The sequence below is a fragment of the Pseudomonas sp. FR229a genome (assembly GCF_030209115.1).
In the GTDB taxonomy this organism is placed as follows: Bacteria; Pseudomonadota; Gammaproteobacteria; order Pseudomonadales; family Pseudomonadaceae; genus Aquipseudomonas; species Aquipseudomonas moraviensis_A.
Genome location: NZ_JARVSP010000004.1, coordinates 1 through 23,856 on the forward strand (window position 1 = coordinate 1; position 23,856 = coordinate 23,856).

Here is a 23,856-nt window from a genome sequence, read left to right on the forward strand (position 1 = left end):
ATGGGCGTAGATTACCGCCCTTTAGGAGTGTCCAGAATCATTAAGCCAGATCAGAGACACCTGACGACCTTCTGATGTGGGCGCACTACGCTTGCTCCCATGAAGGGTTTGTAATCGAATTTGATACTGAGTCTGCCTTCTTCAATCAGCGGCGCAGTCAAAAAGATGATTTCAGGCACCTCAAGCCGGTCCAATACTCGACTGTCAGACCCCCACTGACCTTCGATAATGGTGATATCACAGCGATGTTGACGAAAAGTGAGCATTGGTCCTACGAACGCGAATGGCGGATGATGGTCGACTTAAGCGACTCAACAAACACCCTATCTTTTCACGGCAAGACCTATCACCTCTTCGAATTCCCACCCTCTTGCATTACATCAGTGATACTGGGTGCTCGAATGCCCGAAGCGATCAGGGCGCGATTTCTTGAGTTGATCAAAGAAACTCCGACGCTTGCACATATCATTTGCTACCAAGCCTCAACCGATGACACCCTTTTCAAGCTGAACATCGGTCCCACGTGAAATCGGAGTAGCAGTCATCAACATGTATCCCTAGTTGTATCCCTAACTATGTGATTCGCCTGCAGGCCTCGATTTATATAGAGCGCACGAGTCTCCCTCGGGCACCAACACAGAGAAAAAGGTCTTGCGAAAGCAGGGCCTTTTTTTCGTCTGGAGGAAAGTGGGGCGTTGATTTTTTGCATGTGTGAGACGCCGAGGATTGCACTCAACGACGGCGTAATCCCCAGACGCTGAAAGAAGCAAGGTGCTGAGCAAATAGCGCTTGATGACCTTTGCCGGAATCGTTACCAACCGGCAGTAGACGGCAGGCCTACAAGATAGTAGCGTCGCGCCACCACTCTCAGTCATGTAAAGGATTACGTCATGCTTCTCTCTACCGTTCGGTGTGCTGCATTTGCCAGTTTGCTATCAACGCTCGTCGGGTGCTCCGCGGTAGGCGTGGTAAGCAGTTCGGACCCTCATCAAAAGCTGGCCGATGCCAATGCTTTGGTCGATCAGAATAGACCGTTGCCTGCAGAGCGGCTCATTGTCGAGACGCTGACGATCTGCCAGACCACGGCGGATCAGCTTTGCTTTGCCGATGCGTACCGAAGTTATGGTTTGTTTTTCATGTCGCCTACTTTGGGTGGTCAATGGGCGAATCATTACACCACCAACGGTTTTCTTGATCGCACAGCGACCTACAGTGCTCGCTATGAGAAGGCCAACGAGTACTTCGAAAAGTCACGGGCAATTTATGCGCAGGCCGGTAAATTCGATGTCGTGACCAATATCAATCTCAACCGTGGTTTCGCTTATGAGATGGCGGCGAACAAGCCGTCCGCTTGCAGTGCCTACAACGACAGCCTGGCGGCCAGCCATGAAAATCTTCGGCTACAACCGGGAGCCGTGATTCGAGTGCCGGAAAAATACGGCACGTTTGAGAATTACATCGCTTTGCAGAAGAAACGCGTGGGATGCGATAGCCAAGGCTGAGCCCATTAGCGAACAATCTTTCAGACCACCTTCAAGCGCGAGGAGCGGCGGAACACGCGCTCCAGCGCAGTGCCTGCCTGAACTGGTTCCAACGTCGTGAATCAAGGCGCGCTAACAACATGGATGTCGAGGTTGTGCCAGCCTGTGACGCCAGTTGCCGGATCGCTCGTTGCCCCCAATGCGATCACCACCCGTATAATCACGCCCGCACAACAGACCTCCACCGGCATTTTGCGTATTGGTTTGAAGCCCCCCCTTCTACGACAGACATCCCCATGGAAACCTCACTGGAAACCGTCGCCCTCTTCTCCCTCAAACTCGCCTACGAAGAAGAAGGCCTCAGCCCGATCCTGCGCGATGACATGGTCATGGGCGACTACCAAAAAGACGTTTTCGAATTGCTGGTGAAGCGCAGCGATGTCGAGTCCATTCAGTTCAAGCTGAACGAATGCCTGAACCTCGCGCTGGATGCGCTTGGCGGGGTCGAGAAGCCGTTGGGGCGGGAGTTGCGCAAGTTGTCGGCGGAGTTGGCTCAGGCGCGATCCGTGGAGCAACTGGGTCAGCCGCTCCTCGCGCTGAAGGGGTATTTGCGCGACATTCTTTGAGTGCCGCGCGGTGGGTTATTACAGCAGGTAGCTGGAGATGTATTTGGAGATCTCCACCATCGAGGCCTTGCCGGTGAATTCGAATTTCACTTTGCCCAGCGACGAAAAGTAGATCTCCAGTTCCGAATCCAGATCGAAGGTGCCCGAAGTTTCCACGGAGTAGGCGACGATGTTTTTGTAGGGCAGTGAGGTGAAATCCTTTTTGCTGCCGGTGATGCCCTGGACGTTAACGGCGATGATGCGTTTGTTGGTGAAGACCACGCCGTCACGCATGGCTTTGTAGGAATCGATGACTTGTTCTCCTTCCAGTAGTAGTGCGGTGACGCGCTCGGCGTACTCATCGTTCTGCTTGAGTTTGAAGAAGCCCTTGTTGTTGAAGTCGATCATCTGTCCATCCTCTGAGTAAAAAAACTCCCGGTAAAGCTTTGGCTCAGCGACGCGCCCTTAATGCGAAAGTGGCGCGATGCCAGTATTTTGTTATCTTGCGCCCAAATCTTTCGAGAGGCACTGGCGCCTACCCGATCAAAGCGTTTTTCTGGAGTGGATTGCAATGGATGGGTGGCTTTTTGTACTAGCTCTGGTCGTGACGTGGGTATGGGTCGTAGGCGAACGAGGTGATTGGAACCTGGTGACAGCCAACCTCGCCGGGTGTTTCGCTGGCTGGGTTGTCGGCTTGGTAGTGAAAGCGGTGTACGAGGGTTTCGTGGGCGGCACAAGCATGCAATCGTCGCCACACGTTGTGCGATCCCTGCTGATGGTGCTCAGCAGCCTTGGCGCGTTCGCCGGCGTTTGGATTTGGGTGGTGCACCGCAAACGCCCCACGAGCAAGTTGACACGCCATATCATTGGCGCTGCTTTTGGCATTTTTGCTGGTTTCGATACGCTGATGCTGCTCACTCGGTTCATTCCTTTGAGTGCCTGACAGGGCGGACCAACAGGTTTGCTATCGTGCAGCCCTGTTGGAATGATTCGTGTGTCATCTAAAGAATTTCAAGGTTTGAGGAAAAGGATCAAATGGAGTTTCTGTATTTCCTGTTGTTTTTGCTCGTCTGGGGCCTCATGTGGCGCTGGGTGATGAAAAACCGCGGCAGCTGGAATCTGTTCTTCGGCACGTTCGCCGGTGTTCTGGCCGGGTTCATCGTCGCCCTGGTGGTACTGTCGATCACCCTCGCCCTATTCCCTCTGGCGCCGCGCTCCCCTGTGGAACCAACGCAAAGCAACGAGGCTGAAATCTCCTCTTCTTCCCCCGCGCCCGTTACACAAACCGTGTCCAGGTTGATGCCGGTGATCGCCTCCACACCGGATACTTCCGACAACCTTGTCGACTATGTCGCCAGCGCACCTCAGAACGAGCCCTCTCCGCCCGAGTCCGCGCTGTTGCCGAACTACAGCGAACGCCTGCCCTCTTCGCTGCTCGAAAGGGATTTCAAGGACATCATGGGCAATGACTTTGTCGTGTCGCGCCGGCTGGCGGGCAGCAATGCGAATGCGGACAGATCGTTGATGGCGTTCATGATGTGCGACCCCTTCATCAAGCGCGCCATGCGTTTTGCAGCAGCGACTTCCATCGCAGGTGCCGAGAGCGCCAGCAGCCATCGGTTCAAAGATCAGACTTACAGCATTAACGGCACCCTGACCGCTCGCAACATGTTGGGCGACGATGTCCCCTATGCCTACGATTGTTCAGTTCAGCAAGTGGACGGCAGCAATCCTGACAAGGCCGCATGGCGACTGCTCGGCCTGAAGTTGAAAAAGGTCGACTCTTAAGACTCATTTAAGGGATCAAGGTGCCGGCTGCGCTATCATCGCCGGCCTGTGCGCCTTGAGCTTTACCCTGATGTTTTCAACACCCGATGACCTTACCTCGCTGCCTCCTGTACTGGCCGGCCCGCTGCTGCGACGGCTGGAGCCGACGCGCGTGGTGCTGTGGCTTGTGGGCTCGCGTGAACTGTCGCTGACCTTGCGCCTGCAGGGTGTAGGAGATATTCCGCTCGACTCGGAGAAATGCACGGTCATTGCCGTAGGCCGTCATGCCTTTGTGCATCTGATCGACGTTCAACTTGAAAGCGCCCTGCCCTGCGACACGTTTATCGATTACGACCTGCTGATTGATGACGCCATCGGCATGGCTGAATGGGCACCGCATCTGCTTTACGCCGGTGCCACCTGCGCGAACCTCGTGGTGCGTTCGCGGATCGACCAATTGCTCCACGGCTCCTGCCGCAAGCCGCATCATCCGGCAACCGATGGTTTGCTCTGCGTCGATCAACTGCTGGCCGACGAAACCGATGCGCAACAACGTCCGGCGCTGCTGATGATGAGCGGTGATCAGGTATATGCCGACGACGTCGCCGGGCCAATGCTGCGGGCGATTCATGCCTTGATCGAGCGTCTCGGTCTGTTCGATGAGCACCTTGACGGCGCCGTGGTCAGCGACAGCGCCAAGCTCTATCAACACCCGGCCAGCTATTACCACCGCGCGGATTTGTTACCGGCGCTGGAGAGCAACGAGACCTTGCGCGAGCGATTTTTCGGTGGCGCGCGTAAGCCGATTTTCACCAGCAGCAGCGCAGACAATCACCTGGTGACGTTTGCCGAAGTCATGGCGATGTACATGCTGGTGTGGTCGCCGACGCCGTGGTCGCTGATCAATCCGAGCGCGCCGACGCTGACGCCGGAACGCCTGAAGCGCTACAACCTTGAGCAGACGCGTATCGATGCGTTCAAGGCTGGCCTTGGCAACGTCGCGCGGGCGCTGGCGCATCTGCCGAGCCTGATGATTTTCGATGATCACGACATCACCGATGACTGGAATCTCTCCGCGCAGTGGGAGGAAACCGCCTACGGTCACCCGTTCTCCAAACGCATCATCGGCAACGCGCTGATCGCCTATATGTTGTGCCAGGGCTGGGGCAACAATCCGGATCCCTTCAAGGGCGTGCTGGAGCAGACCGCGCAACTGAGCGCCAGTGGCGATGACGGCTATCTGGACATGCCAGTGCAGGACGATCTGATTGATCAGTTACTGCGTTTTCAGCAGTGGCATTTCGTGTTGCCGAGCAATCCGGCACTGGTGGTGATCGACACGCGCACGCGGCGCTGGCGCAGCGAGATGGCCCTCAAGCAACCGTCGGGCCTGCTCGACTGGGAGGCCTTGAGCGAACTGCAACAGGAACTGCTCGATCACCCTTCGGCAATCATCGTGTCGCCGGCGCCGATCTTCGGCGTGAAGCTGATTGAAACCGTGCAGAAGGTGTTCAGCTGGTACGGTTATCCACTGCTGGTCGACGCGGAAAACTGGATGGCCCATCGCGGCGCGGCCCAGGTGATCCTGAACATTTTCCGACACTCGCGCACACCCGGGAACTACGTGGTGCTGTCCGGCGATGTGCATTATTCCTTCGTCTACGAAGTCCTGATTCGTCACCGCAAGGCCGGCCCACGGATCTGGCAGATCACCAGCAGCGGTATCAAGAACGAATTCCCTGCAACCCTGCTGGAATGGTTCGACCGCCTCAACCGCTGGCTCTACTCACCACGCTCGCCGTTGAACTGGTTCACCAAACGCCGGCTGATGCGCATCGTCCCGTATACCCCGGAACATGCCGAGGCCGGGGAACGGCTGTGGAATTCGGCGGGAATTGGACAGGTGTTTTTCAATGAACAGGGACAGCCGAGCGAGATTGTTCAGCACAACTCGAATGGGGCGGAGAAGACGAGGATGCTGGCGCCGGAGTTTGAAGATGCGCCGGATTGAAGCAGTAACCATTTCCTACATCGGCTAGGTCATGGGATGACGAAATAAGGGCTTCGCGACACTGAACAGGACGGAGGAGGATTACAACCTTCTCAGAAACGTCTCGAATATTACTGAGCGATACTGATTGCAGTCGCAGTCAGCCCTGCTGCGACACAACCACTGGTAGGTGTCGCCTTGTCATCCTGTACTCATTTCTGTACGTTCTCTGCAACCAGCGAGGACTTCAATATGCAAACCATCAACTACACCACCGCCCGTGCGCATTTGGCCGAGACGATGGACCGTGTCAATGAAGATCGTGCGCCGCTATTGGTCACTCGGCAGAAAGGTGAACCAGTAGTGATGATGTCTTTGGCCGAATACAACGCATTGGAAGAAACAGCGTATTTGCTTCGCTCCCCCGCCAACGCCGAACGGCTGATGAAATCCATCGGTGAGTTACGCGCCGGCAAAGCCAAAGTCAGGCAATTGATCGAAGAATGAAAATCGAGTTCACGCCCACAGGCTGGGAAGACTATTTGTGGTTTCAGCAAAACGACAAGGCTGGGCTCAAGCGCATCAATCTTCTGATCAAAGCAATCAAGCGCGAACCGTTTGAGGGTGTCGGTAAACCAGAGGCGCTCAAACATAATATGAGCGGCCTCTGGTCACGCCGAGTAACGGCCGAACATCGTCTGGTGTACAGGGTTGAGGACGGCGAAATCTGCGTCATCAGTTGCCGGTATCACTATTGAACCTGAGCTGAATCAGTCATCAGAGCCCGCCCAACCCCTCTGACAATCATCCCCACCTCGCGCTCATCAATTGTCAACGGCGGCAGCAACCTGATGGTCTTGCCACGAGTCACGTTGATCAACAACCCATGATCCCGTGCGGCGATCAGCGTCAGGTCGCGCACCGGTTGTTTCAGCTCGATACCGATCATCAGGCCCTGCCCACGAATCGCCAGCACGTTCGGGTTGTCTGCCAGTTCGGCGCGCAGGCGTTCCAATAACCGTACACCCTGCACCCGCGCATTCTCCAGCAGGCCTTGTTCTTCGATGATGTCCAGCACCGTGCAGCCGACCCGGCAGGCCAGTGGATTACCGCCGAAAGTGCTTCCGTGGCTGCCCGGGGTGAACAGGTCGGCCGCGCGGCCGCAGGCAAGGCAGGCGCCAATCGGCACGCCATTGCCGAGGCCTTTGGCCAGGGTCATGACGTCGGGAACGATGCCTTCATGCTGAAAGGCGAACCACTGCCCGGTGCGGCCGATGCCGGTCTGGATCTCATCGAGCATCAGCAGCCATGCGTGGCGATTGCACAGGTCGCGCAGGGCCTTGAGATAACCCGGCGGTGCGACTTGCACGCCGCTTTCGCCCTGGATCGGCTCGACCAGAATCGCCACGATGCGCGCGCCATGTTTGCGCTGTATTTGCTCCAGCGCCGCGAGATCACCGAACGGCACTTTGACGAAATCCCCCGGCAATTCGTTGAATCCCAGCCGCACTGCCGGGCCATCGCTGGCGGACAACGTGCCAAGCGTGCGGCCATGAAACGCGTTGGCCATGACCACCACCAGCGGCTGCTCGATGCCTTTGCGCCAGCCGTACAGACGTGCCAGTTTAAGTGCCGTCTCGTTCGCTTCGGCCCCGGAATTGTTGAAGAACGCGCGCTCCATGCCCGACAACGCCGTCAGCCGTTTAGCCAGTTGTTGCTGCCAATCGATGCTGTACAAGTTGGAGGTGTGCAACAGCAATCCCGCTTGCTCGCTGATCGCCGAGACAATGCGCGGATGCGAGTGGCCGACGTTGGTCACTGCCACACCGGCGACGGCGTCCAGGTATTCGCGCCCCGCCTGATCCCACAGGCGCGTGCCCAGGCCTTTGGTGAAACTCAGGGCCAGTGGTTGGTAGGTGTTCATCAGGGCGGCGGTCATGACGTGAAACTCCATTGCAGGTCGGTGTTTTTGCAGTATGGTTAGCCACCTGAGCTGGATAAACCCGGAATAACTTCAATCATTTAAAAGCTGAGCTTGATAATGGATCTGTTCCAGTCAATGGCCGTTTACGTCAAAGTGGTCGAAACGGGGAGCATGACGGCAGCCGCCGCAAAGTGCGAAATGTCGACGACGATGGTGGGCAATCATCTACGCGCGCTGGAGCAACGCCTCGGTGTGCAACTGTTGCAACGCACCACGCGGCGTCAGCGCCTGACCGAATTCGGCAGCGTCTATTATCAACGCTGCCTGGAAGTGCTTGGCCTGGTGGCGGACTCTGAACGCCTTGCCGAACAAGCATCGGATGAGCCGCGCGGCTTGCTGCGCATCACCGCGCCGCTGACCTTCGGCGTCGAACGACTGACCCCGGCCCTCAGCGAATATTCGTTGCTGTATCCGCAAGTGAAACTCGACGTGGTGCTGACCAACAGCCGCCCGGATCTGCTGGAAAACGGCCTCGATGTTGCGTTCCGCCTGGGCAATTTCGACCAGTCCAACCTGATCGCCCGCCCCCTGATCGACTACACCCTGACGGTCTGCGCCTCCCCCGAATACATCGCGCGACGCGGCATGCCGCACACGCCACAGGATTTGCAGCAACACGATTGCCTGTCCTTCGCCTACCCGGCCGGGGATGATTGGCAATCGGTGGAAAAACGCTGGCGTCTGAGCGGCCCGGAAGGCGAAGTCCTCATCGACGTCAGCGGGCCGATGCTGATCAACAGCTCCGCCGGACTGCATCAGGCGGCGCGCAACGGCATGGGCATCATGATGCTGCCCGATGCCTTGGTGGAGCAGGACTTGCGCGACGGCAAACTGGTCAGGGTGATGGCCGACTACCAACCACCGAGCCGACCGATGCATCTGCTGTATGCGCAGGATCGCTATCGACTGCCGAAGCTGAGACGGTTCGTCGAGTTTGCGATGCGTACGTGGGGGAAACCTGACGTCGGCCGGCCGTAATCATTCACGATGGACAATTACAAAGGACTGGTACCAACCATGAACGACGCCCTGACCGTGCGCGACTTGCATCCCGGCGAAACAGAGTCGGCGAGGCTGTTTCTCGACCAGCATGGCTGGGGCCATCGCACCGGTGATGCCGACTCTTTTGCTCGCTTGATTCACAATTCGCAGCGCACGGCTGTCGCGCTCGCGGGCGAGCAGATTGTGGGATTCGCTCGAGCGATTACCGATGAGGTCTCCAACGGCTATCTGTCGATGGTGGTGGTCGATGACCAGCATCGGCGTAAGGGAATTGGCCGGGCACTGGTGGAGCATGTGATGGGCAATGACCCCGCTATCACTTGGGTGCTACGCGCAGGACGCGAGGGCGCTGAAGCTTTTTTTGCCAGCCTGGGCTTCGAAAAGTCCGTGATTGCCATGGAACGTCCGCGCCGCAAATAGCGCGCAGTGGAAAAATCCCGACCGGCAGACCGTTGCTCCGTGACAACGCCGCCCCGCTCCCCTAAATTAGGCGGCCTGGAAAAGACCTCGTGCTTTCTCGCCTCAACTCAAGTTAAAAAGTAGTGAAATTTCAATGTCCGATTTCAACACCGCTGAATCCGTAGTCACCCAGTCGTCCAAAGCGGAATACGAAAACTCCATCAATCTTTCACAACACCTGCCTCAAGCCAAAATCATCAGCGAGATGGTCCTGGACGCGTTCCAGTCGACCCGCGAAAGCGACCAGATCCGCGAATTGCGTGCGGCTATCCGTCAGGCGCATGACAGCTTTGATGACGACAAGGCGTACGAGCTGATGGGTGAACTCAAGGCTCTGAAAGACGCTGAAGCCGCCGACCTCGCCGCGTTGGAAGATCTCAGCAGCAAGTTCTCGATCGGGCGCATTCTGTCCAGCTTCAAGGACGATCCGGCATTCCAGGAAATCGTTTATGGCCTGGCCCTCAAAGTGCTGAACCAGACTCACCAGGCGATCAGCAACCCGAGCGGCGGCAAGAGCAAGGCTGCAAAAAAGAAAGAAGTGGAAATCTTCACCATCAGCAAGGACGGCGCCAGCGTAACCCTGCCAATGCGCACCCCGCGTTCGCGTCTGAACGTTGACCGTGCGGCGCTGGAGTTCCTCGGTTTCACCTTTGTGGGTGAAGGCGATGAAGCCGAGCTGGAGAGCGAAACCTTCGTCGATAACGCCGGCACCGAACAGGCTGTGAACCGCAAGAACATCATCACCGCGCTGCAGCAGCAGACCGCGTTTGACGGGTATAGCATCGCGGCGCAGTAATCTGCCAAGCGCTTGCGAAAAAGCCTCGTGCTGAGCAATCAGATGGGGCTTTTTTTCGGCTTGGGATCGGTGGTGTAGCTAACATCGTCGCCCCTCACCCCAGCCCTCTCCCGAGGGAGAGGGAGCCGATTTGTGGGCTGTTCGGAATTCGCATTCGACGCGATATTCCGTTTCGACGCGTCTCGCCCAATCACCTCGGTCAGTCCCCTCTCCCCCCGGGAGAGGGTTAGGGTGAGGGGAGCAGGCGCCGAAGATTTCAAGCCGAAGGATGCAACGCCGCAATCATGTCCACTTCAATCGCCGCATTCTTCGGCAACTGATACACGCCGATGGTCGTGCGGGTATGCCGCCCGGCATCGCCCAGCACATGGCTGAACACATCCGAAGCGCCGTTGGCCACTTCGCTCAGGTCGACAAAATCAGCGGTCGACTTCACATACACCGTGACCCGCAACAACGCGCGAATCTTGTCCAGCGAACCGACCGCATCGACGATCAGCGCCAGGCAACGCATCGCGCTGATGCTCGCCGCGGCTTGCGCATCCTTGAGGTTCAATTCCAGCCCCACGCGACCGGGATACAGAATCTTGCCATTGACCCGCGGCACCATGCCGCTGATGTAGAGCTCGTCGTGATGACGGATCAGCGGCGCGTAATTGCCACCAGCGGTGTTCTCGCCATAGATGTCGTAGTTGAGTTCTTCAGCCAGGGCGATAAAGCGCTCATCGCAGGTCATCCGTTCGGTCATTGCGCCCAGCCTTTTGATCAATGCACGGGTTAGGACAGTCGAGCACCGAAGGATGGCTTGGAGCTACTACTGTCGGGGTTGGATCCGAATCTAGGTCTTTTACCGAATGGCCGCAACCGCAAACTGTGGGAGCGAGCCTGCTCGCGAATGGCAGCACCCCGAACGAGCATATTTCAGCCAACAAAAAACCCCGCACATCTCTCAACGTGCGGGGTTTTCCTGAAGCTTGCAAACCTTACGGCGCGTACGTCAGCAGCAGCTCTGTCGGCACCTTGAAGTCCAGGGACATCATGACGCTCAACGCAGTGATGGTGAAGATCGAGAACACGAACAGCTTGCGTGCCCAGACGGTGTCATCGACTGCCTTGTAGCCGGTCCAGGCCATGTACAGCCAGTACATGCCCATGGCGGCGGCGACGGCGAGGTAGCTCATGCCGGCGTAGCCGCTGAAGGTCAGCATCAAGGTCGCCACGAGGAACGCCAGGATGTAGAGCAGGATGTGCTTCTTCGCCACCTGGATTCCGCGTTTCACTGGCAGCACCGGAATCGATGCGGCCAGGTAATCGTTGAAACGGAAAATCGCGATAGCGTAGGAATGCGGCATCTGCCACAGGCTGAACATCACCAGCAGGGTCAGTGCGGCCATGTCGAAGCTGTTGGTCACGGCCACGTAACCGATCACTGGCGGCATGGCGCCCGACAGGCTGCCCACCAGCGTGCCGTGAACCGACTTGCGCTTGAGGTACAGGCTGTAGAAGCCGACGTAGATGATGAAGCCGATTACTGCGAACAGGGCAGCCAACGGGTTGGCCACCTTGTACAACAGGGCAACGCCGAGAACACCCAGAATGGTCGCGTAAACCAGGGCCAGTTTCAGGGAGATGAGGCCCTGGACCAGCACACGGTTCTTGGTGCGTTCCATCTTCAGGTCGATGTCGCGGTCGATGCAGTTGTTGAACACGCAACCGGAGGCCACGACCAGGGAAGTACCGATCATGGCGGCCAGGAACACCGCCAGATCGACATGCCCTTTCGAGGCCAGGAAGAACCCGCCTGCCACAGAAAGCACGTTACCGAAAATGATCCCCGGTTTGGTGATTTGGATAAAGTGCTTGAGCGACATCGGGTCTACCTCACTTCGCCATCATGTACGTGTGGATGCTGAACATGATCCACAGCGACAGGCCAACCAGCAGCACGATCACAATCGCCGTGAAGACGAACGCGATCACGTTGTTACGCTGTGCAATGGAGCGGTCCAGGTGCAGGAAGTAATACAGGTGAACGATCACCTGGATCACTGCGAACAGCAGAACGATTGCCAGCGTCGTCGACTTCGGCAGGGTCGGGTACATCACCAGACCGAACGGAATGACGGTCAGGATTACCGACAGGATGAAGCCGATGGCGTACGACTTGACGCTGCCGTGGCCAGCATCGTGGCTGTCATGGGAGTGTGCATTAGCCATTACAGAGTCCCCATCAGGTAAACAACGGTGAAGACGCAGATCCAGACCACGTCCAGGAAGTGCCAGAACAGGCTCAGGCAGCTCAGACGGGTCTTGTTGGTCGACGTCAGGCCATGCTTGTTGACCTGATACATCATGATGCCCATCCAGATCAGACCGGCCGAAACGTGCAGACCGTGGGTACCGACCAGGGTGAAGAACGCCGACAGGAAGCCCGAACGGCTAGGACCGAAGCCCTCGGAGATCAGCAGGTGGAACTCGTTGATCTCCATGGCGATGAAGCCCGCGCCGAGCAGGAAGGTCATGAACAACCAGCCCAGGACCGCCTGCTTCTTGCCCTTGTACAACGCCAGCATGGCGAAGCCGTAGGTAATCGAACTGAACAACAGAAGAGCGGTTTCGCCCAGCACGTATGGCAGTTCGAAGATGTCGTGGCCCGACGGGCCACCGGCAACGTTGTTTACCAGTACTGCGTACACCGCGAAGATCGACGCAAACAGAATGCAGTCGGTCATCAGGTAGAGCCAGAAACCGTATACGGTCATCTCGCCCGAGTCGTGGTGATGGTCATCGTGCCCATGGTCACCATGGGCGTGTCCAACATTGGTCACTAAGTTCGACATGGTTTAAGCCTGTTCCAACGAGGTTTCAACACGGGTGGCATTGGCCGGGATTTTCCCTGCCGCGACCAGACGCTTGTGCTGCTCGGCTTCGATACGCTCGATCGTTTCAACCGGAACCATATAGCCCTGGTCGTCACGCGCAGCGTGGATCACGAAGTAAACGACGGTGCCTACCAGGCTCGCGATCGCCAGCCACCAGATGTGCCAGATCATCGCGAAACCGAAGACGGTCAACAGCGCGCCCATCACCACGCCAGTGGCGGTGTTGTTCGGCATGTGGATCGGCTCGTACTTGGCCGGACGCTGGTACGCAGTACCGTTTTCCTTGGCCTCGGTGAACGGGTCGATGCAGTCAGCCTTAGGCAGCACAGCGAAGTTGTAGAACGGTGGTGGCGACGAGGTCGACCATTCCAGCGTGTGCGCATTCCACGGGTCACCGTGATCGCAAACGTTCTCTGGCTTGTTGCGGTCACGCACACTGACGTACAGCTGGATCAGTTGGCAGGCGATACCGGCAGCAATCATCACCGCACCGAACATGGCAACGTACAGGTACGGTACCCACTCAGGGTTGGTGGTGGCGTTCAGACGACGGGTCATGCCCATGAAGCCCAGTGCATAGAGCGGCATGAACGCGACGAAGAAGCCCGAGATCCAGAACCAGAACGCTGCTTTGCCCCAGCCTTCGTGCAGCTTGAAGCCGAACGCTTTCGGGAAGTAGAACGCGAAGCCAGCGATGTAACCGAATACCGCACCGCCGATGATCACGTTGTGGAAGTGCGCGATCACGAACAGGCTGTTGTGCAGCACGAAGTCAGCACCCGGAATGGCCAGCAGTACGCCGGTCATGCCGCCGATGGCGAAGGTCACCATGAAGCCCAGGGTCCACATTACCTGGCTGGTGAAGCGCAGACGGCCCTGGTAGATGGTGAACAGCCAGTTGAACAGCTTCACACCCGTCGGGATGGAAATCAGCATCGTCGCCAGACCGAAGAAGGCGTTGACGCTTGCACCCGAACCCATGGTGAAGAAGTGGTGCAGCCAGACCATGAAGCCCAGTACCGAGATCGCGCCCGAGGCGTAGATCATCGAGTGGTGGCCGAACAGTTTCTTGCCGGTGAAGGCCGAGATCACTTCCGAGAAGATGCCGAAAGCCGGCAGGATCAGGATGTAAACCTCAGGGTGGCCCCACGCCCAGAACAGGTTGACGTACATCATCGGATTGCCACCAAGTTCATTGGTGAAAATGTGGAAATCCATGTAACGGTCAAGGGTCAGCAGTGCCAGGGTCGCGGTCAGGATCGGGAACGAAGCCACGATCAGAACGTTTGCCCAGGTGCAGGTCCAGGTGAAGATCGGCATGTCCATCAGTTTCATGCCAGGGGTACGCATTTTCAGTACGGTCGCGAGGAAGTTGACCCCGGTTAACGTCGTACCCAATCCGGATAGCTGTAGCGCCCAGATGTAGTAATCCATACCTACGCCAGGACTGTATTGCAGACCCGACAGCGGCGGATACGCAACCCAACCGGTCTTGGCGAATTCACCGATACCCAGCGACAGGTTGATCAGCACAACGCCGGACACCAGCAGCCAGAAGCTCAGGGAGTTCAGGAACGGGAAGGCAACGTCACGCGCGCCGATCTGCAGCGGCACTGCAAGGTTCATCAGGCCGGTGAAGAATGGCATCGCCATGAAGATGATCATGATCACACCGTGAGCGGTGAAGATCTGGTCATAGTGTTCAGGTGGCAGGTAGCCAGGCGAACCCTCGGTGGCCATGGCCAGCTGGGTACGCATCATGATCGCGTCGGCAAAGCCGCGCAGCAGCATGACCATGGCGACGATGATGTACATCACGCCGATTTTCTTGTGGTCGACCGAAGTCAGCCACTCGGTCCACAGGTACGTCCACTTCTTGAAGTAAGTGATCGCAGCGAACAGTGCCAGACCACCGAGGGCGATCATGGCGATGGTCACCATCACGATCGGCTCGTGGAATGGGACTGCTTCCCAACTTAATTTACCAAACATCGTTTACTCCTCTGCCCCGGCAGCTGAATGCGAACCCGCGTCAATATCCGTGGCCGCCACTTCTTTCTCTTTCTTCTCGTGCTTCAGCGGCTTGCCCGGCTTCATACCTTCGTACTTGTCGACGATGATCTGGAACTGGTTCGGCGTGACCGACGAGTAGAGCTCGACTGGGTTGTTCTGGCTCGGTTTGGCCAGGGCTGCGTATTCAGCCTGATCAAGCTGTTTAGGCGACTTCTTGACTTCACTTACCCAGGCGTCGAAATCTTCCTGAGTAGTGGAGATAGCCTTGAATTTCATACCGGTGAAACCGGCGCCGCTGTAGTTGGCGGAGATACCGTCCATTTCAGCGTTGCGGTCGGCGATCAGGTGCAGCTTGGTCTGCATGCCCGCCATCGCGTAGATCTGGCCGCCCAGGCCCGGGATGAAGAACGAGTTCATCACGGCGTCGGAGGTGATCTTGAAGTTGATTGGCGTGTGCGCCGGGAACACGATCTTGTTGACCGTGGCGATGCCTTGTTCCGGATAGATGAACAGCCACTTCCAGTCCAGCGCGACGACTTCGATGGTCACCGGCTTGACGTCAGACTCGATCGGACGATACGGATCCAGCTCGTGAGTCGAGATGTAAGTGATGTAACCCAGGGCGATGATGATCAGCACCGGGATGGTCCATACGGCCACTTCGATCTTTGTCGAGTGCGACCACTTCGGCGTGTAGACGGCGTTCTTGTTCGAAGCGCGGTACTTCCAGGCAAACAGGAAGGTCATGACGATGACCGGCACGACGACCAACAGCATCAGCAGCGTGGCGGTGATGATCAGGTTGCGCTGTTCCAGGCCGACCTGGCCCGTTGGATTGAGCAAGGTCATGTTGCAGCCTCCCAGCAGCAACGTGCCGAGCAGCGGCACTAGGCCTAGTAATCTGGGGTACCTGTTTTTACTCATCTCACGACCTCTAAAGCAGCTTGCGCAATGCAGTTGGGTTTTGATCGCCAACACTTCACCCTGCCAAGGGTTGGCATTTTCTTTGGATTGAATAAGGGCCGCCCGTCGCGCGTCTCACGCTCGACAAAACCTTGGGACAGCGTTCAGTTCTTATTCGAATTCGTGGTCAAAGGCCTTGTTACAGACCAATTCCATTTGGTGCGGAAAATTGGAAAGGCACCGACACCTGGGTGTCTTGAAAGACTCACGGCTCGCTCGACACCCGACCTCCTGATCAGTTCCTTGATAAAGGCTGAACAGCGCCGGGAATTCAGTGCGGGCGATTGTAGATAGGTAGCGCCCTATACACCATGTCTTATCCCGAAATAATTTTTATCACTCAGAGCAACAATCCATCGCCATTTTTGCAAAAGTTGCGGGTGTTATTGAAAGCTATTCTCAACAAACCCGGCAAAATGTGCACATGTAACCGCCTCAAATCAGACAGCTCTGCGAGCCGCCTGCGAGCGCCTGACCGGCGCAAAGCCCGATATTCCAAGGCCTTCGCCTACATGCCGGGGCCTGTTAAAACTGCCTGATCCGGCGCCTCCGCCCTGAAGCCCGAAATCGTCGAAACTGGCCAATGTTTTTATGTAACAGGCGGCCAATCCGCCGCATCCCGAGCCCCTGCGACAGCCTGTGTGTGACAACATGTCGCACACTTGCCGCATGCTTCATTGCCGTTCGTCACGGTGTTTTCACAAACGCTCTGAAATGCAAAACGCCTCGATTTTAAGCAGCGAAAATCGGGGCGTTTTGTTTATCGGCACTTCTGCGCAAAAGTTGACTCAGCGCAGCGCTTTTCGATTACGCGAGGTCAGCAGCGGCACCAGAATCACCACCAGCACGAACGCCACCAGCGCCCATTGCGCCAGCGACAGACCGAGGATCGGCGGATACGGCGTCGAGCAGAAACCGTCGACCTGGAAGCCCAGCGGGAAGATCTTCGCCAGCGGCAGATCATCGACAATCGGCTGCAGCACATCGATGCCACAACTCACCGCCGGATAGAACTGCGTATAGACGTGATGCCCGGCCACAGCGGCCCCGGCAAGCGCACAGATCACCACCAGCGTCTCGAACACGGTGATGCTGCGACGGCTGCGCATGCCCGCGCCGATGAAGGCGAACAGTGCGATCAGCAGCAATGCATAGCGCTGCAGAATGCACAGCGGGCACGGTGCCTCACCCAAGACGATCTGCATGTACAGCGCACCGCCGATCAACGCCAGGCAGATGATCCCCAGCAGCACCAGATAGCGCCGCTCACGTCCCAACCGCATCGTTTCCTCGCTCATTGCCTTTCCCTTGTAAGTCCATGGTCCAGCCGGCCGGCGGCTGAAATTGTCGCAAGTCTACACCGGGGCAATAAACGATAAAGCGGTTAAGGAATGATTAACCAACAAAGCTTTGCGGCGCGCAGAAGATTCGCGAGCAGGCTCGCTCCCACCATGGATCTGCGTCGGACACAAACTCTGTGAACAATGCAAAACCTGTAGGAGTGAGCCTGCTCGCGATGCACACGACTCGGTCGTTGACGGTTATTCCAAAGCAGAAGCCGGCCCGAAGAACTCGTACCGGCTCTGTTTCTCCGGCACGCCCAACGCTTTCAGATGCCGCTTGATCGCCCCCATGAACCCTTTCGGCCCGAGGAAGTACGCATCGACATCACGCTGCGCCGGCAACCATTCGCCGAGCAGCTCTTCACTGAGCATGCCGACCTTGTCCGCCGCCGGGCTCACGCCGTCTTCTTCGGCGTAGCAATAGAAGCGCTTGAGCTGTGGATGACGTTCAGCCAGCCCATCGACCCAGTCACGGAACGCGTGGACGCTGCCGTTGCGCGCGCAGTGGATAAAATGCACCGGACGCTCGGTCTCCAGCGCCGCTTCCAGCATCGCCAGCGTCGGGGTAATGCCGACACCGCCGCTGATCAGCACCAGCGGTTTGTCGCTGGCCGCCAGGGTGAATTCGCCGGATGGCGGGAACAGTTGAATGCTTGAGCCGACCTGCAGTTGATCATGCAGATAATTCGACGCGCGGCCACCCGGTTCACGCTTGACGCTGATGCGGTACTGGCCGTGATTGGCCAGTGCCGACAGCGAATAGTTGCGGCGGATTTCTTCGCCATCGAGGAGCAGCTTCATGCCGATGTACTGACCCGGTTCAGCCGCAAGAATCGGCCCTTTGTCCACCGGCTCGAAGTAGAACGAGGTGATTTCGGCGCTCTCTTGCACTTTCGCCGCGACGATGAACTCCCGCGCACCGCGCCAGCCGCCGACCGCGTGTTCCTTCTGATCGTAGATGGCGGTTTCCGCGCCGATCAGGATGTCGGCCAGTTGCCCGTACGCCGCGCCCCAGGCGCTCATCACTTCGGGCGTTGCGATCTCTTCACCGAGCACTTCGGAAATGGCGCGCAGCAGGCAGGTGCCGACGATCGGGTAGTGCTCCGGCAGAATCTGCAGGGCCACGTGCTTGTTGATGATCTTCGCCACCAGATCGCCCAACTGGTCGAGCTGATCGATGTGCCGGGCATACATCAGCACGCCGTTAGCCAAGGCACGCGGCTGATCGCCACTGGCCTGGTGCGCCTGGTTGAACAGCGGGCGTACTTGCGGGTATTCGGAAAGCATCATGCGATAAAAGTGCGTGATCAACGCCTCGCCGCCGCTTTCCAGCAGAGGCACGGTGGATTTGACGATGGCACGATCCTGGACGCTAAGCATAAGGTGACTCCTGCGCTTTCTTGAAAGATTGCACTAGAAGTATCAGCTTTCGTGCCAACTTATTAATCGTTTAAATTCAATGAGTTGAAACCAACATAGTCATTTCGACACAAATGTACGTATAGTCATCACGACTACACTTTGTCTCTTTGACTACATCACCATGACCGCCAAATCCTTGCTTACCGCCCTGCTGCCTCTGGTCGCTGACCTGTCCCGCGAATTGCCCGAAGGTGAGCGCTACCGGCGCTTGCTCGAAGCCATGCGCGCCTTGTTGCCCTGCGATGCCGCCGCGTTACTGCGTCTGGTCGGTGAGTCCTTGGTGCCGCTGGCGGTGGACGGCTTGAGTACCGACACCCTCGGCCGCCGCTTCAAAGTCAGCGAACACCCACGGTTCGAAATTCTGCTGGCCGGCGCCGGTCCGACGCGCTTCGCCGCCGACAGCGAACTGCCCGATCCCTATGACGGATTGGTCGATGGCCTCGACGATCACCTCGAAGTCCACGACTGCCTCGGCTGTCCTTTATTTGTCGATGAGAAACTCTGGGGCCTGATCACCCTTGATGCGCTCGACCCCGAGCGTTTCGAGCCGATCGAACTCGATGCCCTGCAAGCCTTCGCCAGCCTCGCCTCGGCCACGGTCAACGCTGCCGAGCGCATCGAGCGTCTGGCCACCCGCGCCGAAGATGAACATCAGCGCGCCGAGGTCTACCGTCAGGCCAGCGGCCAGCAGAACCGCGAAATGATCGGCCAGAGCAAAGCGCACAAACGTCTGGTGGAAGAAATCAATCTGGTCGGCGGCAGTGACCTGACCGTGCTGATCACCGGCGAAACCGGTGTCGGCAAGGAGCTGGTCGCCCAAGCGATTCACGCCGCTTCCCCGCGCGCCGACAAACCAATCATCAGCCTCAACTGCGCCGCCCTGCCTGACACACTGGTGGAAAGCGAACTGTTCGGCCACGTGCGCGGTGCTTTCACCGGCGCTACCAGCGACCGCCGCGGCAAATTCGAACTGGCCAATGGCGGCACGCTGTTTCTCGATGAAGTCGGCGAGCTGTCGCTGACGGTCCAGGCCAAATTGCTGCGCGTATTGCAGAGCGGACAGTTGCAGCGCCTGGGCTCGGACAAGGAGCATCAGGTTGATGTGCGCTTGATTGCCGCGACCAATCGCGATCTGGCCGAAGAAGTACGCAGCGGTCGCTATCGGGCCGACTTCTATCACCGCTTGAGTGTCTACCCGCTGCGGGTGCCGGCGCTGCGCGATCGCGGCCGCGATGTGTTGCTGCTCAGCGGCTTTTTTCTCGAGCAGAACCGCTCGCGCATGGGCCTTAACAGCCTGCGCTTGAACGGCGATGCGCAAGAGGCGCTGCTGGCGTACACCTGGCCGGGGAATGTGCGCGAGCTGGAGCATTTGATCGGGCGCAGTGCACTGAAGGCGCTGGGTAATTGCAAGGTGCGGCCGAAAATCCTGAGTCTGAGTGCGGCGGATCTGGATTTGCCGCGTGAGGTTGTGGATAACGTTGTTGTGACTGTTACCGCAGGCTTGGCCAATGAGATGCCAATGATCGGCGGGGATTTGCGCAGTGCCACTGATGAGTTTCAGCGGCGCCTGATCAGTGCAGCGCTGGAACGTCATCGGGATAACTGGGCGAGTGCGGCGCGAGAGCTGGGGGTGGATCGGGCGAACCTTGGGCGGATGGCCAAGCGCTTGGGCATGAAAAGCTGAAGATTCTCGCCAAGGCCTAAAGCCCCTCACCCCAGCCCTCTCCCAGAGGGAGAGGGAGCCGATTCGGGAATATTGGAGAACTCCGTCGACCTGAGTGTGATTTACCGAATCCGTAACCTGACCGGCTCCAGTGCGCTAATTGATTCAAACTCTTCCAGTCCATAATCGATTCGATCTTTCAGGTCAATGTATGACGCAGGACACCTCGGTCGGCCCCCTCTCCCTCTGGGAGAGGGCTGGGGTGAGGGGCTTTTGATCTGTGACGACAAACCTAAAGCCCACTCCATTCAAGCCGATAACCCGGCATCAAAGGTTTCTGGCGATTTGCACTCTCGCCCATCCACAGAAGGTTCTTATGTCCTCCACCAAAGCCCGCGCAGATTCACTTTCGCTTCTGCTGTTTACCTTGCGCAGCGGCAAGCTGATGGCGATCAACCTGCTGAAAGTCAGTGAAATCATTCCCTGCCCGCCGCTGACCAAGCTGCCGGAGTCGCACCCGCACGTCAAAGGCATCGCCTCCCTGCGTGGTGCCTCGCTGTCGGTGATCGACCTCAGCCGCGCGATCGGCGAGCGGCCGCTGGAAGATCCCAACGGCGGCTGCCTGATCGTCACCGATGTCAGCCGTTCCAAGCAGGGTCTGCACGTGCAGGCGGTGAGCAAGATCGTCCATTGCCTGACCACCGACATCAGGCCGCCACCGTTCGGCTCCGGCGGTTCGCGTGCCTACATCACCGGCGTGACCTCGGTGGACGGTACGCTGGTGCAGGTGCTGGATATCGAAAAAGTCATTCACAGCATCGCCCCGGCGCAGATCGAAATGGCGCCGACCGACCTGACCATGGAGGACGCCGAAGTCCTCGGCAACGCGCGGATTCTGGTGGTCGATGACAGCCAGGTGGCGCTACAGCAATCGGTGCACACCCTGCGCAACCTCGGCCTGCAGTGCCACACCGCGCGCAGTGCGAAGGAAGCCATCGACTGCCTGCTCGATCTGCAGGGCACCGCGCAGCAGATCAACCTGATCGTCTCCGACATCGAAATGTCCGAAATGGACGGCTACGCCTTCACCCGCACGCTGCGCGAGACTCCTGACTTCTCTCACTTGTACGTGCTGCTGCACACCTCGCTCGACAGCGCGATGAACAGCGAAAAGGCCCGACTGGCGGGAGCGAATGCAGTGCTGACCAAGTTCTCCTCGCCGGAACTGACCCAACGTCTGATCGAAGCAGCCAAGCACGTCGCGGCCAACGGGCACTGAGTCTTGGCCGAGACGTTTTGCTTTCTGATGCGGCGCGACTTGAGTGAAGCGGTGCCGAATGTGCAGTGGCCGTTTGGGATTGAGTTGTCCGTCTACCGCAAGGAGCTGGCGCCAGCGCTGCATCAGTTGATGCAACTCGGACATCTGCAGGGTGGCGGTCGAGTACCGCCGCTGGACGAATGGCAGCAGCGGTTTGTCAGCGATCCCGAATACGATCCCTCATTGTGCTTCGTTGCCTGCGATGCCGAGGGTGTGGTTGGCGTGGCGCAGTGCTGGACCAGTGCGTATATCAAGAATCTGGTGGTACACCCGCGAATGCAGGGCCGGGGACTTGGGCGAGCGTTGTTGCTGCATGCTTTCAGCGTCTATCAACAGCGGCGTGAAGGGTTTGTCGATTTGAGGGTGCTGGAGGACAACCTGCGGGCGCGCCGGTTGTATGAAAGTGTCGGGATGTATGTGGTCCGGCGGGAGCTGGTCGTCGAATGATCCACCGCCATCGCGAGCAGGCTCACTCCTACATTTGAAATGCATTCCAACCTGTAGGAGTGAGCCTGCTCGCGATAGCGCCGACACAGGCAACTTCCAACCCGCTGGCATACTCCAACCTTGGCCATAACCCAGGATGCCCCAACCATGAAAGCCATCACCCTCGCCCTGCTCAGCCTCACCGCCCTCGCCTCCCAGGCCCACGCCTCCAGCCCCGACGCCTGGGCCGCCTACGACAAAACCGTGCTCGCCAGTTGCACCAAGGCCAGCGGACTGAAAAACGTCAAACCGGTCGGCACGCCCGCGCAATTCGATGATCGCGTCGGTTACACCGCCGTTCTGCTGCAAGGCCAATATCCGCAAAAACACATGAAAGGCCAGCAAGGCAGCGAGCTGTGCCTTTACAACAAACAGTCGAAAACCGCATTCGTCACCGAGTGGGACTCGATCCGCCCGATGACAAAATCCCACTGAGTGGCGCAGTCCTTGCTTCGATCGGGTTCTGTGCGATGGTTTTCCGCCATCCTTTCACACCCTGATTGAAGACAGATCGCTCAATGAATACGACGTTTTCCTGCGTAGGCTGCGGCAAATGCTGCACCGACCACCATGTGCCGCTGACGCTGGCCGAAGCCCGCATGTGGGCGGCGGATGGCGGTCAGGTGATCGTGCTGGTCGAGGCCTTTCTCGGCAATGGTCTGGGCCTGCCAGCGCAGCAGCGCGAACATGCCGAGCGCCGGTCGGCCATGGTCCGCAGCGGCGCTACCGATGCTCATGTGGCGATCACTTTCGCCGCCTACAACGTCGGCCCCTGCCGGAATCTTGACGACGACAAGCGCTGCCGAATCTACGAGCGGCGTCCGCTGGTGTGCCGGATTTATCCGGCGGAAATCAATCCGCACATCCCGCTCAATCCTGCTGCCAAGGATTGCCCGCCAGAATCCTGGGAACAGGGACCGGAACTGATCGTGGGCGGCGAGTTGGTGGATCGGGAACTGGTTGAGCTGATCCAGCGGTCGCGTCAGGCGGACCGGGATGACATCAGACTCAAGGATGCGATCTGCGCGATGCTCGGGATTCGCACTACTGCGCTGAAGGGCGATGGGTTTACAGCTTATTTGCCGAACATGGATGCGTTTGCGCAGGTGATCGACCAGGTAAGCGCGCAACCGCTGGCGGCGCAGCCGAGTGAGTGGCTGTTTCATTTGTCAGGTGATGACGTGGCCGGGCAAGTGCTGGCTGCGGGTGGGCAGGTAGTGACCGAACCAGCGCAGACTTATGCGTTCATCTCATTGCGCGCGGCTTGATCTGATATTCGTGGTGTAGCGGCTGCCGCCTTCGCGAGCAGGCTCGCTCCCACATTGGATCTGCGCCGAACCCAAACCTGCTCGCGAAAAGGCCAGCGCAAGCACCATCACTTTTCCGATGTCAGCGCTTGCCCATCGACCGACGCGTGCCCGGGGGCGCCATGCCCGGGGTCTTGGTGTGGCCATTCTTCGCGCCATTCTTGTACCACGGCTGATTCGAGCCTTTCGCCGAGGCCAGCTCGCCCGGCTTGAACGGGAACTTGAACGCCGGGATCTCGGCCTTGGTTTCGCTGGTGTCAGCCACGTCAGCCGGGACGTCGCTCACAGCGTCGTCAACCGGCGGTTGGGTCGGGGAAGTCATAAAAAGCTCCGGGAACAAAAGTCGGCCCGATCAGTGAGCCGCAAAGGCGCGCA

General features: G+C 58.2%; 27 protein-coding genes. 16 read left to right on the top strand and 11 right to left on the bottom strand.

Annotated elements, in window-relative coordinates:
* The first annotated feature begins 74 nt into the window (after positions 1 to 74).
* The 3 genes from QRN33_RS03260 (at position 75) to QRN33_RS03270 (ending at position 2,107) form a co-directional block, all read left to right on the top strand.
* Positions 75 to 527, top strand: a complete 453-nt coding sequence (locus tag QRN33_RS03260) for a DUF2971 domain-containing protein (RefSeq protein WP_285406977.1) — start codon at positions 75 to 77, stop codon at positions 525 to 527.
* 363 nt (positions 528 to 890) lie between these two features.
* A complete protein-coding gene (locus QRN33_RS03265; RefSeq protein WP_285406979.1) occupies positions 891 to 1,502 on the top strand; it encodes a hypothetical protein in 612 nt (203 codons plus the stop codon).
* 275 nt (positions 1,503 to 1,777) lie between these two features.
* Complete coding sequence (locus QRN33_RS03270) at positions 1,778 to 2,107, top strand: hypothetical protein (RefSeq protein ID WP_285406981.1); 330 nt, start codon at positions 1,778 to 1,780, stop codon at positions 2,105 to 2,107.
* Positions 2,108 to 2,125: 18 nt separating this feature from the next.
* Here the strand turns inward: QRN33_RS03270 and QRN33_RS03275 are convergent, their stop codons facing one another.
* Positions 2,126 to 2,494 (bottom strand): PH domain-containing protein, encoded by a 369-nt coding sequence (locus QRN33_RS03275; RefSeq protein ID WP_285406984.1) that lies wholly within the window; start codon positions 2,492 to 2,494, stop codon positions 2,126 to 2,128.
* 163 nt (positions 2,495 to 2,657) lie between these two features.
* Here QRN33_RS03275 and QRN33_RS03280 point away from each other — a divergent pair, with 163 nt between their 5' ends.
* From QRN33_RS03280 to QRN33_RS03300, 5 genes are all read left to right on the top strand, one after another.
* Positions 2,658 to 3,029, top strand: coding sequence for a hypothetical protein (locus tag QRN33_RS03280; protein ID WP_042608349.1), 372 nt, complete (start codon positions 2,658 to 2,660; stop codon positions 3,027 to 3,029).
* A 92-nt stretch (positions 3,030 to 3,121) separates the two neighbouring features.
* On the top strand, positions 3,122 to 3,874 hold the full coding sequence (locus tag QRN33_RS03285) for a hypothetical protein (protein ID WP_285406989.1): 753 nt from the start codon (positions 3,122 to 3,124) through the stop codon (positions 3,872 to 3,874).
* A gap of 70 nt (positions 3,875 to 3,944) precedes the next feature.
* Positions 3,945 to 5,864 (top strand): alkaline phosphatase D family protein, encoded by a 1,920-nt coding sequence (locus QRN33_RS03290; RefSeq protein WP_285406992.1) that lies wholly within the window; start codon positions 3,945 to 3,947, stop codon positions 5,862 to 5,864.
* A 231-nt stretch (positions 5,865 to 6,095) separates the two neighbouring features.
* A complete protein-coding gene (locus QRN33_RS03295; RefSeq protein ID WP_042608352.1) occupies positions 6,096 to 6,350 on the top strand; it encodes a type II toxin-antitoxin system prevent-host-death family antitoxin in 255 nt (84 codons plus the stop codon).
* Positions 6,347 to 6,601: a Txe/YoeB family addiction module toxin gene (locus QRN33_RS03300; RefSeq protein ID WP_042608353.1), complete on the top strand. Its 255-nt coding sequence runs from the start codon at positions 6,347 to 6,349 to the stop codon at positions 6,599 to 6,601. Before QRN33_RS03295 ends, QRN33_RS03300 begins: the two co-directional genes overlap by 4 nt.
* Here QRN33_RS03300 and QRN33_RS03305 read toward each other — a convergent pair.
* On the bottom strand, positions 6,595 to 7,782 hold the full coding sequence (locus tag QRN33_RS03305) for an aspartate aminotransferase family protein (RefSeq protein ID WP_285406998.1): 1,188 nt from the start codon (positions 7,780 to 7,782) through the stop codon (positions 6,595 to 6,597). The two genes, QRN33_RS03300 and QRN33_RS03305, sit on opposite strands and share 7 nt — an antisense overlap.
* 102 nt (positions 7,783 to 7,884) lie before the next feature.
* Here QRN33_RS03305 and QRN33_RS03310 point away from each other — a divergent pair, with 102 nt between their 5' ends.
* From QRN33_RS03310 to QRN33_RS03320, 3 genes are all read left to right on the top strand, one after another.
* Positions 7,885 to 8,805, top strand: a complete 921-nt coding sequence (locus tag QRN33_RS03310) for a LysR family transcriptional regulator (protein WP_285407000.1) — start codon at positions 7,885 to 7,887, stop codon at positions 8,803 to 8,805.
* Positions 8,806 to 8,844: 39 nt separating this feature from the next.
* On the top strand, positions 8,845 to 9,249 hold the full coding sequence (locus tag QRN33_RS03315; RefSeq protein ID WP_285407003.1) for a GNAT family N-acetyltransferase: 405 nt from the start codon (positions 8,845 to 8,847) through the stop codon (positions 9,247 to 9,249).
* A 133-nt stretch (positions 9,250 to 9,382) separates the two neighbouring features.
* Positions 9,383 to 10,084, top strand: a complete 702-nt coding sequence (locus QRN33_RS03320) for a hypothetical protein (RefSeq protein ID WP_285407005.1) — start codon at positions 9,383 to 9,385, stop codon at positions 10,082 to 10,084.
* A 256-nt stretch (positions 10,085 to 10,340) separates the two neighbouring features.
* On the opposite strand, the gene QRN33_RS03325 is transcribed toward QRN33_RS03320, so the two are convergent.
* The 8 genes from QRN33_RS03325 to hmpA form a co-directional block, all read right to left on the bottom strand.
* Positions 10,341 to 10,832, bottom strand: a complete 492-nt coding sequence (locus QRN33_RS03325) for a RidA family protein (protein WP_016773306.1) — start codon at positions 10,830 to 10,832, stop codon at positions 10,341 to 10,343.
* Between the two features lie 235 nt (positions 10,833 to 11,067).
* Entirely contained in the window at positions 11,068 to 11,955 is an 888-nt protein-coding gene (cyoE, locus tag QRN33_RS03330; protein WP_016773305.1) for a heme o synthase, read from the bottom strand.
* A gap of 10 nt (positions 11,956 to 11,965) precedes the next feature.
* A complete protein-coding gene (gene cyoD / locus QRN33_RS03335; RefSeq protein ID WP_011335842.1) occupies positions 11,966 to 12,301 on the bottom strand; it encodes a cytochrome o ubiquinol oxidase subunit IV in 336 nt (111 codons plus the stop codon).
* Positions 12,301 to 12,924, bottom strand: a complete 624-nt coding sequence (cyoC, locus tag QRN33_RS03340) for a cytochrome o ubiquinol oxidase subunit III (RefSeq protein ID WP_016773303.1) — start codon at positions 12,922 to 12,924, stop codon at positions 12,301 to 12,303. The genes cyoD and cyoC overlap by 1 nt, the downstream gene beginning before the upstream one ends.
* Positions 12,925 to 12,927: 3 nt before the next feature.
* Positions 12,928 to 14,958, bottom strand: coding sequence for a cytochrome o ubiquinol oxidase subunit I (cyoB, locus tag QRN33_RS03345; protein ID WP_039761405.1), 2,031 nt, complete (start codon positions 14,956 to 14,958; stop codon positions 12,928 to 12,930).
* 3 nt (positions 14,959 to 14,961) lie between these two features.
* Positions 14,962 to 15,903, bottom strand: coding sequence for a ubiquinol oxidase subunit II (gene cyoA / locus QRN33_RS03350; RefSeq protein WP_024014231.1), 942 nt, complete (start codon positions 15,901 to 15,903; stop codon positions 14,962 to 14,964).
* Between the two features lie 827 nt (positions 15,904 to 16,730).
* Positions 16,731 to 17,240, bottom strand: coding sequence for a disulfide bond formation protein B (locus QRN33_RS03355; protein ID WP_285407012.1), 510 nt, complete (start codon positions 17,238 to 17,240; stop codon positions 16,731 to 16,733).
* A 243-nt stretch (positions 17,241 to 17,483) separates the two neighbouring features.
* Positions 17,484 to 18,665, bottom strand: coding sequence for an NO-inducible flavohemoprotein (gene hmpA / locus QRN33_RS03360; protein WP_285407014.1), 1,182 nt, complete (start codon positions 18,663 to 18,665; stop codon positions 17,484 to 17,486).
* Between the two features lie 163 nt (positions 18,666 to 18,828).
* Here hmpA and norR point away from each other — a divergent pair, with 163 nt between their 5' ends.
* The 5 genes from norR (at position 18,829) to QRN33_RS03385 (ending at position 23,442) form a co-directional block, all read left to right on the top strand.
* Positions 18,829 to 20,391, top strand: coding sequence for a nitric oxide reductase transcriptional regulator NorR (norR, locus tag QRN33_RS03365; RefSeq protein WP_285407017.1), 1,563 nt, complete (start codon positions 18,829 to 18,831; stop codon positions 20,389 to 20,391).
* A 355-nt stretch (positions 20,392 to 20,746) separates the two neighbouring features.
* The gene (locus tag QRN33_RS03370; RefSeq protein ID WP_285407020.1) at positions 20,747 to 21,649 is read left to right on the top strand and encodes a chemotaxis protein CheV; all 903 of its coding nucleotides are present in this window, start codon (positions 20,747 to 20,749) and stop codon (positions 21,647 to 21,649) included.
* A gap of 3 nt (positions 21,650 to 21,652) precedes the next feature.
* Positions 21,653 to 22,135 (top strand): GNAT family N-acetyltransferase, encoded by a 483-nt coding sequence (locus tag QRN33_RS03375; RefSeq protein ID WP_285407023.1) that lies wholly within the window; start codon positions 21,653 to 21,655, stop codon positions 22,133 to 22,135.
* A gap of 147 nt (positions 22,136 to 22,282) precedes the next feature.
* Entirely contained in the window at positions 22,283 to 22,609 is a 327-nt protein-coding gene (locus QRN33_RS03380) for a hypothetical protein (RefSeq protein WP_285407026.1), read from the top strand.
* An 83-nt stretch (positions 22,610 to 22,692) separates the two neighbouring features.
* Positions 22,693 to 23,442, top strand: a complete 750-nt coding sequence (locus QRN33_RS03385) for a YkgJ family cysteine cluster protein (RefSeq protein WP_065616626.1) — start codon at positions 22,693 to 22,695, stop codon at positions 23,440 to 23,442.
* Between the two features lie 121 nt (positions 23,443 to 23,563).
* Here the strand turns inward: QRN33_RS03385 and QRN33_RS03390 are convergent, their stop codons facing one another.
* Positions 23,564 to 23,803, bottom strand: coding sequence for a hypothetical protein (locus QRN33_RS03390; RefSeq protein WP_042608363.1), 240 nt, complete (start codon positions 23,801 to 23,803; stop codon positions 23,564 to 23,566).
* Positions 23,804 to 23,856: the final 53 nt, after the last annotated feature.

Bases quoted from the DNA above. Each gene is read 5' to 3' on its own strand.
- QRN33_RS03260 (WP_285406977.1), top strand. From the start codon at position 75: ATGTGGGCGCACTACGCTTGCTCCCATGAAGGGTTTGTAATCGAATTT.
- QRN33_RS03265 (WP_285406979.1), top strand. From the start codon at position 891: ATGCTTCTCTCTACCGTTCGGTGTGCTGCATTTGCCAGTTTGCTATCA.
- QRN33_RS03270 (WP_285406981.1), top strand. From the start codon at position 1,778: ATGGAAACCTCACTGGAAACCGTCGCCCTCTTCTCCCTCAAACTCGCC.
- QRN33_RS03275 (WP_285406984.1), bottom strand. From the start codon at position 2,494: ATGATCGACTTCAACAACAAGGGCTTCTTCAAACTCAAGCAGAACGAT.
- QRN33_RS03280 (WP_042608349.1), top strand. From the start codon at position 2,658: ATGGATGGGTGGCTTTTTGTACTAGCTCTGGTCGTGACGTGGGTATGG.
- QRN33_RS03285 (WP_285406989.1), top strand. From the start codon at position 3,122: ATGGAGTTTCTGTATTTCCTGTTGTTTTTGCTCGTCTGGGGCCTCATG.
- QRN33_RS03290 (WP_285406992.1), top strand. From the start codon at position 3,945: ATGTTTTCAACACCCGATGACCTTACCTCGCTGCCTCCTGTACTGGCC.
- QRN33_RS03295 (WP_042608352.1), top strand. From the start codon at position 6,096: ATGCAAACCATCAACTACACCACCGCCCGTGCGCATTTGGCCGAGACG.
- QRN33_RS03300 (WP_042608353.1), top strand. From the start codon at position 6,347: ATGAAAATCGAGTTCACGCCCACAGGCTGGGAAGACTATTTGTGGTTT.
- QRN33_RS03305 (WP_285406998.1), bottom strand. From the start codon at position 7,782: ATGACCGCCGCCCTGATGAACACCTACCAACCACTGGCCCTGAGTTTC.
- QRN33_RS03310 (WP_285407000.1), top strand. From the start codon at position 7,885: ATGGATCTGTTCCAGTCAATGGCCGTTTACGTCAAAGTGGTCGAAACG.
- QRN33_RS03315 (WP_285407003.1), top strand. From the start codon at position 8,845: ATGAACGACGCCCTGACCGTGCGCGACTTGCATCCCGGCGAAACAGAG.
- QRN33_RS03320 (WP_285407005.1), top strand. From the start codon at position 9,383: ATGTCCGATTTCAACACCGCTGAATCCGTAGTCACCCAGTCGTCCAAA.
- QRN33_RS03325 (WP_016773306.1), bottom strand. From the start codon at position 10,832: ATGACCGAACGGATGACCTGCGATGAGCGCTTTATCGCCCTGGCTGAA.
- cyoE (WP_016773305.1), bottom strand. From the start codon at position 11,955: ATGTCGCTCAAGCACTTTATCCAAATCACCAAACCGGGGATCATTTTC.
- cyoD (WP_011335842.1), bottom strand. From the start codon at position 12,301: ATGGCTAATGCACACTCCCATGACAGCCACGATGCTGGCCACGGCAGC.
- cyoC (WP_016773303.1), bottom strand. From the start codon at position 12,924: ATGTCGAACTTAGTGACCAATGTTGGACACGCCCATGGTGACCATGGG.
- cyoB (WP_039761405.1), bottom strand. From the start codon at position 14,958: ATGTTTGGTAAATTAAGTTGGGAAGCAGTCCCATTCCACGAGCCGATC.
- cyoA (WP_024014231.1), bottom strand. From the start codon at position 15,903: ATGAGTAAAAACAGGTACCCCAGATTACTAGGCCTAGTGCCGCTGCTC.
- QRN33_RS03355 (WP_285407012.1), bottom strand. From the start codon at position 17,240: ATGAGCGAGGAAACGATGCGGTTGGGACGTGAGCGGCGCTATCTGGTG.
- hmpA (WP_285407014.1), bottom strand. From the start codon at position 18,665: ATGCTTAGCGTCCAGGATCGTGCCATCGTCAAATCCACCGTGCCTCTG.
- norR (WP_285407017.1), top strand. From the start codon at position 18,829: ATGACCGCCAAATCCTTGCTTACCGCCCTGCTGCCTCTGGTCGCTGAC.
- QRN33_RS03370 (WP_285407020.1), top strand. From the start codon at position 20,747: ATGTCCTCCACCAAAGCCCGCGCAGATTCACTTTCGCTTCTGCTGTTT.
- QRN33_RS03380 (WP_285407026.1), top strand. From the start codon at position 22,283: ATGAAAGCCATCACCCTCGCCCTGCTCAGCCTCACCGCCCTCGCCTCC.
- QRN33_RS03385 (WP_065616626.1), top strand. From the start codon at position 22,693: ATGAATACGACGTTTTCCTGCGTAGGCTGCGGCAAATGCTGCACCGAC.
- QRN33_RS03390 (WP_042608363.1), bottom strand. From the start codon at position 23,803: ATGACTTCCCCGACCCAACCGCCGGTTGACGACGCTGTGAGCGACGTC.